Annotated in this window: 5 protein-coding genes and 1 pseudogene; 4 read left to right on the top strand and 2 right to left on the bottom strand. The window is 62.7% G+C overall.

Annotation, left to right across the window (positions count from 1 at the left end):
- Positions 1-288: 288 nt before the first annotated feature.
- Positions 289-1,473 (bottom strand): DUF3800 domain-containing protein, encoded by a 1,185-nt coding sequence (locus ACPYN4_RS15315; RefSeq protein ID WP_281653030.1) that lies wholly within the window; start codon positions 1,471-1,473, stop codon positions 289-291.
- Between the two features lie 165 nt (positions 1,474-1,638).
- Between ACPYN4_RS15315 and ACPYN4_RS15310 the strand changes: the two genes are divergently transcribed.
- Both ACPYN4_RS15310 and ACPYN4_RS15305 read left to right on the top strand, forming a co-directional pair.
- The gene (locus tag ACPYN4_RS15310; protein ID WP_424446849.1) at positions 1,639-2,490 is read left to right on the top strand and encodes a bacteriophage abortive infection AbiH family protein; all 852 of its coding nucleotides are present in this window, start codon (positions 1,639-1,641) and stop codon (positions 2,488-2,490) included.
- A 150-nt stretch (positions 2,491-2,640) separates the two neighbouring features.
- Positions 2,641-3,237, top strand: a complete 597-nt coding sequence (locus ACPYN4_RS15305) for a hypothetical protein (RefSeq protein ID WP_424446848.1) — start codon at positions 2,641-2,643, stop codon at positions 3,235-3,237.
- Between the two features lie 349 nt (positions 3,238-3,586).
- On the opposite strand, the gene ACPYN4_RS15300 is transcribed toward ACPYN4_RS15305, so the two are convergent.
- Entirely contained in the window at positions 3,587-4,474 is an 888-nt protein-coding gene (locus ACPYN4_RS15300) for a hypothetical protein (protein WP_281652646.1), read from the bottom strand.
- Positions 4,475-4,811: 337 nt separating this feature from the next.
- On the opposite strand from ACPYN4_RS15300, the gene ACPYN4_RS15295 reads away from it, so the two are divergent.
- Positions 4,812-6,341, top strand: coding sequence for a DUF4041 domain-containing protein (locus ACPYN4_RS15295; protein WP_281652647.1), 1,530 nt, complete (start codon positions 4,812-4,814; stop codon positions 6,339-6,341).
- A 621-nt stretch (positions 6,342-6,962) separates the two neighbouring features.
- Positions 6,963-7,984: pseudogene (locus tag ACPYN4_RS15290) on the top strand (IS3 family transposase); the annotation flags it as partial.
- Positions 7,985-8,058: the final 74 nt, after the last annotated feature.

Here is an 8,058-nt window from a genome sequence, read left to right as displayed (position 1 = left end):
GAGTGTGGTAACCCACATCCTGCCCGGAGGTCTTCGCCTACCTCACCCGTTCACAACCTCCCGGGGAAGTACAGCTAACGGGCGTCGAAGATCCTGGAGACGAGCACCGAACAAAAGCCACGCGGTTGGCGGGCGTTAGGGCGAGTCGCGACGCGATACGGAGCGGGTGACAACTCTTGACCCGCCGATCCGACAAGCAGGGGATGCCAGCGCAAGCCAGGCCCCTCGGGGTACTTTGCGGGGCAACTAGTAACGAACTGGCGCGACGATACGAAGTGCCGAGCGCGGTTAGAACTGCGAGAGCATCGCCTCACGAGCCTTCTCGACGTTCATGTTTTCCCGTATGGGCCACAGACTTGCGCCGCTCACCATCGGGGCCAGGCTCAGACCCAACGGATGCTGCTGCTCATGCACCATCGATTCTCCGACGATGCGACCGATGCCAGCGATCAGATCAGCCACTTGGACACGCGGATCATCCTGCGAGTTGACGAGTCGGACATCAATCAGCTCGCTGGCCAAGCCCTGTCGCGAGGGAGCAATGCCCTCCGGGTGAGCGAGAAACCGCTTGGCCCATTCGACCTTCACCGGGGTTAGCACCTTTGCGGCATCGTGGACCAGCTCCACCGGCCGGCCGGAGATCGACGCCCAGAAGTGCACCGCCGCCCCGACGGCGGAGATGAGCGGGTCCATCGTACGAAGGCGTTCCTCGACGCCCTCACCGAGCTGCAGCTTCGACAATGACCCGAGGTGGCCGAATCCGGCGAACACTGTGCCCAGCACATCTCTTGCGAGCGCGTCCCCATCGGCCAGCAATTCCACCATGCTTCGGATCAACCGAGCCAGATACTCCTGCGCCTGAACGACATCCTCCGCTCGCATGAAGCGCTGGAAAGTCATAAGGAGCCTGTCCCACTCCGTCCCGTAGCTCTGTGGCGCAAGGAAGAAGAGGAGGTTCGCGCCCGCCAGCGCGACGCCGGTCTCGTAGATGTCTTCCCCAAGTTCGTGTGCGAGTTCCTCCGCCGTCGAGTCGAATAGTTTCGAAACGACGAAGTACTTCTTGTGGGTGAGGTGCACGGATGCGCTACCTTCGATCGAGGGGTGCGAGAGCAGCCACTTCGCCGCGCCCTGGTGCCGGGGCTGGAGGATGGTTCTCGATTTCAGCTCCGTGGCTTGGCTGCGCGTGCGTGCGCGGATCTCATCCATCAGCTCGGCAGCGTGGTCTGGCGACAGCGTCACGCTGGCGTGGGCAAAGACCGTCGATCGCCCGGAGAGCATATTCTCGCCGTCGTTGCCGGACTCATCACAAGCCACTACCAAGGGCGCAGTTGCAGTCACAGCGTCAGCCTCACGTCGGTTCATCTCGAAGTCACCATCTTCGTCGATTGCGAACCACCTGAAGCGTGTGCAATTGGCGACCGACGATCGGGTCGGATCCCGATACGTGCAATGCGCGTTGAGCGGATGGGCCATGAGTAGTCGCGTTCAGTGTCACCCGCCTTTCCGAGGCCGCGCCTCAGCCGAGGGGACCTCGGCGCTGGTTGGGCTGCCCTCGTAGTGAGCCGCGGGGCGCTGGAGTCGCCTCCGGGATCTGTACGATTGCCGGCGGATGTCAGGTCAGTGAACGGAGGATGTTGCGTGGCGACATTGTTCGTACTGGGCAACGGGTTCGATCTTCAGCACGGCCTACCGACCAAATATGATCCGCACCTGAAGGACCTCGTCATCGGAGCGGAGAGATTCCCCGGAGAATGGGAGAGCTACGGGATCGAAGGAGATTCCTGGTCGAGGGTCGAGGAGAGCCTCGCTGAACTAGACGTGGACTACGCATTGGAGCACTTGGAGTCGTGGCCTCCGGATCTCGCTTCCGTTCGGGAGAGCGACCGGGACGCGATCATCCACGAAGCGGAACAGCTTCTTGGGTTCCCGCTCGTGTCGTTTGCGGAGAACGCCGATGCCAAACTCGCGGACACTCAGCCGCAACGGAAGTTCTGTACCCTGTTCGGTGCCGACGACTTCTTCCTGACGTTCAACTACACGCACACGCTCGAGCGTTTGTACGGCGTGGACCCTTCCCGCGTTCTGCATCTGCACGGGGAGGTGGGCGTGTCCACACTCATCCTCGGGTACGCACCCGGTTCTCTGCGAGAGAACGCCGCCCTGCGCCAGTGGGATGACGAGGAGAACTTCGAGTTCTATCGCTCCCGCGCCTATGGCGCGATCGCTGATCGGCTTGCCGCGTTCGAGAAGACCTACCAGCTCGAATCGTTGCGTGCGTACACAGATCGGATGTCGCCCAACGTGGAACGGGTGTTGGTCTACGGGCATTCGTTCGGCGTGGTCGACCGACCGTATTTCGAGCATCTGGCGCGGATGTTTAGCGGTGCGCGTTGGGGTGTGCGCGCTCATAGTTTCGGGTCCCTGGTCGAGGTCGGTCGGGCGTTGGACGACTATCGGCTGCAGATCGCCTTTGACGGTGACGTCATCTGAGTGGCGCCTCATGGCCATCCCCTTCCGGGCGTTGCGCGGTAGCGGGCACCGTGTACCCGCTGAGGAGGGGAGATGTCGCGGGTACTTGTAACAATCAGCTTTGTGAACGAAACACGAGTTGCTCGGCGCACGTCGCAAGCTGTCGCGCGCATGGTCGTGGTTCTTGCGATCGCGTTGATCGCCTGCACGGTGGCCGCGTCGTTCGGCTTCTACGAGCCTGGCGTTTCACTCCTATCGTTCGTCGTCGTGGCTAGCGTTGTTGTATTCGCCGTGCTGGCAATCGTGATCGCCGCGAAGCTGCCTCGCCCAGCCCCATTCGCTGAGCGGTCGCTTCTCGCGGCACGTCTCGCGTCGGCGGGTAAGGCGCTCACCGGGACCTTAATCCTTGCGTTCGGTGGGTACGTCGGCGCGGTAATCGCCACTGATCTAACGTCACCAACGCTCAACTCACTCGAGCGAGTTGTGACCTACTTCCTGTCTATCGCGATCGCCCTGTTGATCCTCTGCTGCTGGGTGGTCGTTCTTCCAATAGCGATTCTGACGGGCGTAGGAGTCGTTCGAGCGGGCAAGATCGAACGACGCAAAGCGCTTCGCGCGGCGATCAGCAAAGCCGCTCTCGGCGCCGGTGAGATTGAGTTGCTCGCAGGCACAAAACTTGCTGTGGGCGCCCTGATCGGGCTCGCGCTCTTGGTCCCGTTGCTCGTGGCAGCCACGTTCTGGGTTGTTCAGGCCCTTCTGGCAATGTAGACATCACACTCGTCATCGCCGGCCTTCCGAATCGATCCCGTATCGGGCGGTGCCCGGAAGGGGTGCCGAGACGTTCGCGACGCGAGATCGGTACGGGTACCTCCCCGAGCCCCCGGACCCAAGCGATGGCGATGCAAACACGGTCCCATTCCACCGAGGTCAGCCGAGCTGTAGAGTCTCCGGGCACCGCCGCAGCACTGACCGATTCCCGCGTCGATCCGCTCTCGGAAGGGCATAGCTGCACTGCTGAGTCCGGCAGATCAACTGCAGCCGCGACTGCGACCCGAGTGCAGACAACTCAGCTCGAGTCACACTGCTGCGACCGTGCAGTTCGTATGCACATGGCCGGCTACTCGCCCTGCATCTCTTTTACGGACCGGATCCAGGTGATCCACTCCTGAGAGTCTGGGCCGTGTTCCACAACGAGAAACGTCGCGCAGACCTGCCTGTCGATCAGATCGAGGAGCTTGTGGGCGTCCTCTTGCTTTCCGTTGAGCTCGACCGTGAATGAAAGCGGCAAAGTATCGATGGAAACGTCCTGTAGGGGCACCGAACCTTTGATCCGGGCCACCTCGTCGCCGTCGCGGAGACCAGATTCTGGCGCGACCCATTCGAATTCGCCAAGCGAGGAGCTATCCGAGAGATCGGCGTCGGGGTCGACGGGACGAAACTTAGTCCCAAAGCTCGTCTTGTCAGCGGCGATGAGAGCCGTCGCTATCGAAGCCTTGTGCTTATCGATGATGTCGAGGGCATGGAGGAGAACGCCGATGCCTTCGACGGCGTTCTCGCCGTGATAGGGCTGCACGCAATCGAGACGGTAGAGCATGAACAGCGGGACGCTGGCAAGCGTCGTTCGCATGATCCGCTGCCATTCATCGCGCGTCGTAGCGAACGGGAACGCGACACGCTTGGCGACGGCCTGTGCGGGTGCATTGCCATCGAGGTGCGCTAGGCCCCACGCGAGACCGTCTAGCGCGGTTCGGTAGTTGTGGATGATGTCCCCGAACAGCAGAGACCATTCATAGAGCGGTGGCTCGTGCGCAATTCGCGCGTAGAAAACGACGTCTCTACGATCTTGGCTGAGCACAGCACGAGACTCACTCCCGAGCGTGTGTCGCCAAAGGCTCATGGAGGCATTGAGTTCGCTAGTGAGCTGTCTCGCACGCGCCACCTTCAGAATGGGCCACTCGGAGACTTCCTCCTGTATGTCGACGACTCGATCCTGCTCGGCCTCCACAACGCCCTCCTTGGTATTTCCAACATCACATGCGGGGGTCCCACATCGCCCCATCTGAGGTGGAGACGGCCCACTCGCTCGAGGTACACGATATGCCCGACGCCGGACAGAGCACGGCCCCCGCCGCGCACGCAACACCATCCCCTTGCGGGCATCACCCCACTACGGGACCTGTGCGTGCGCGAGGACGGCGACCGGAAGGTGTCCCGCCTCTTGCAATGACCATGCGCTGACACCTAGCCGTGTCGTCTCGCGTTGATAGGTTCAGTGTTGGCGCCGGTACTGGGGTTTCGACGCTAACTCGACGACGAGGATGGCATCCGATGATGGGGAGCAGATGAGCAACACCACCGAGATCGCGGCGGACTGGTTTCCGGATCCCACCGGCAGGCACGAGCGACGCTACTGGAACGGTACCGAATGGACGGCGCACGTTTTCAGTGCTGGGTCTCAGAGCACCGACCCCATGCCCACCGTGGCGCCGGCTGCGACGGAATCCACCATCGTCGAAGCGCCCGCGTCACGTCGGAGCGCTCGCGAATCTGCGGCTGCTCACGTCACCGCCGCGGCGGTGACGCCGCCAGTGCAACACGCCGCGGTAGAAGCTGACGCTAAGTCCCGCAAGGTCTCATTCTTCGGCGCCAAGAAGCAGGCCGAGTCGTTGATCACCGAGAACGAACGACTCGAAGCACTCATCTCGCAGTATGGCCTCAACGACGTCAGCCAGCTCGACGAGATCAAACGAGCCCTTCACGACCAGATCGCGGCCGCCGAGCAGGAGCTTGCACGGGTCCAGGCTGAAGCACGTGCCTGCGAGGTCGAACGGTCACAGGTCCAGGACGAGATCGTCAATCTTCGCGATACCGCGAACTTGCAGGAGTACGGTCTGTTCGATTTCGAGAATCCTGCCGAATCGTCGGTCGCGCTCGCGACCGAGCTCGAATCGGTGCGCTCCGAGATCAAGCAGCTCGTGCGGACCGGCGACGCGACCGTCGCGGCATCGAACTTCACCTTCAACAACAGTGCAGCCAAGGGCAGGAAGTTCGTCAACGACATGTCCAAACTGCTACTCCGCGCGTACAACGCGGAGGCCGAGAACTGCATCAAGACTGTGCGCGCAGGAAACCTTGACGCCGCCCAGAAGCGCCTTTCAACCGTGTCCACCCAAGTGGAACGGCTGGGGACAATGATCGATCTCCGCATCACGTCGGGCTACCACCGTCTGCGGTTGAAGGAGCTGGAACTCGCAAGCCGACACCTTCAGGCCCTGCAGGTGGAGAAAGAACTGGAACGCGCTCGTCGCGATGAGCTTCGAGAGCAGAAGAAAGCAGAGCAAGAACTCGCACGCGAGAAGGAACGTCTCCAGAAAGAACGCGCGCATTACCTGAACGCCCTTGCCGCTCTCCAGGCAAACGGCGACCTCGAGGGCGCCGAGCGACTCCGCGCGAAGCTTGAGGATGTCGAGCACGCAATCGAGAATGTCGACTACCGCGCAGCCAACATCCGCGCCGGATACGTCTACGTGATCAGCAATATCGGCGCCTTCGGACCCGACGTAGTGAAGATCGGACTCACACGGCGACTCGATCCAATGGACCGGGTGAACGAGCTTGGGGATGCCTCGGTTCCGTTCCGATTCGACGTGCATGCCCTCTTCTTCGCGGACGACGCCGTCGCAATCGAAACGATGCTCCATCAGGAGTTCGCGGAGAAGCGACTCAACAAGGTGAACCTCAGGCGCGAGTACTTCAGAGCAACCCCGGAACAGGTGCTCGGCGCACTCAGGGAGCACAACGTGGAAGTACTGGAGTTCGCCTTGGAACCGGCCGCCGCTGAGTATCGAAGTTCCATCGCTCCGCACGCCTGATCCGCCACCCGATCCCTATCCGGGCGATGCCCGGTGAGCGGGCCGCTTCGTGCAAGCCAGATGAGTTGTCCCCACTAGTGCAGCAGTCCCAAGTACGGGCACCTGGGAGTCAATCGTGACAAACACGGCGATGTGCTCACGGGCAGTCGCAGCCGCCTTCCTCATCTGACTGAGGAAGAGCAGGAGTGCTATGCGCGTCGCGACCGCGGGCGACGTCGAATTCCGGAGGATCGAGCAGGAGCGCATTCCACTCGCTGATGCCGAAGCGGCATTGAAGGAACTGACATCGGGGTAGTCGCGGTTGATGCTTCGGAGGCGGGTGAACTCGCCCGTCCACCGAGTCGAGGATCGCCCGCCGCGCAGCGCAGTGGCCGTGGCGCGCTGGGGTCATCTTCTCTCGCCCATTCGCGTCGTCCAGAAGGGCTCACCCGCGGCTACCGCGAAGCGAGCGCCGTTACGTCCGATAGCAACTGCGCGAGGTGTTCGTCCGACATGTCGAGGATCGGTTCGTACATGAAGCTGTTCACGTGGATATGCTCTGGCGTCATAAGGACGGGGCTTGACCCCTGATCTTGGACACGCTGATTCCAGCACGATGCTGGGGAAGCGAGAATCTGAGGGATGGCAAGGAAGAACTACACGGACGAGTTCCGGCAGCGTGCGGTGGATTTGTACGAGTCCACGCCGGGCGCGACGCTGAAAGCGATCGCGGCCGATTTGGGGATCTCCCGTGGTGCGTTGAAGGAATGGGTCGACAAGCTCGGATCCGGGACCGCTGCGGCCGGTTCGGTGTCGCCGCCGGTGTCGGTGCGGTCGGAGTCGCAGGCGGCGAGGATCATCCGGTTGGAAGCCGAGTTAGCGGTCTCGAGAGCGGAGCGGGTCAAGCTCGAGACGGAGCGGGACATCCTCCGTCAGGCGGCGAAGTATTTCGCTGCGGAGACGAACTGGTGAACCGCTTCCAGTTCGTCGAGGACCACAAGGACGCCTACGGCGTGAAGCGGTTGTGTGAGGTCATCGAGATCGCCCGGTCCTCGTTCTACGCGTGGCTGGAAGCCGCGCCAGGGCGAGCCGAACGTCAGGCCGCGGACGCGGCGTTGGCGTCGCGGATCCGGGTGCTGCAGGACCCCACCCAGGGTGGTGACCGGGCCTACGGGGCGCCGCGCATCACCGCCGACCTCAACGACGGCGTGCCTGCCGGTGACAGGATCAACCGCAAGCGGGTCGCGCGGGTGATGCGGGAGCACCAGCTCGCGGGGATTCGGCTGCGGCGGCGCGTGAAGACGACGATCCCGGACCAGTCCGGACGGAAGTTCCCCGACCTGATCGGGCGGGACTTCAGCACCGGGGAGCCGAACCGCAGGTATGTCGGCGATATCACCTACCTCCCCATCGCGGACGGCAGCAACCTGTATCTGGCGACCTGCATCGACCTCGGGTCGCGCAAGCTCGCCGGCTGGCAGGTCGCCGACCACATGCGCACCGAACTCGTCGAAGGCGCTCTCCGCGGCGCGCAGCGCGACCGCGGATCGCTGGCCGGCGCAGTGTTCCACAGCGACCACGGCTCGGTCTACGCGTCGAAAGCCTACGCAGCACTCTGCGAGCAGCTCAAGGTGACCCAGTCCATGGGCGCGGTGGGCACGTCCCTCTTAACCGGCTATTCCATCCTGGATCCCTTGCGGCGACACGCCGAGCACGATGAGGTGCGTCGGTCTTCTGG

The sequence above is a fragment of the Microbacterium sp. CH-015 genome, assembly GCF_049707015.1.
GTDB lineage: Bacteria > Actinomycetota > Actinomycetes > Actinomycetales > Microbacteriaceae > Microbacterium > Microbacterium aurum.
Note: the sequence above shows the minus strand (reverse complement) of the source record. Positions and strands in the feature narration are given on the sequence as shown.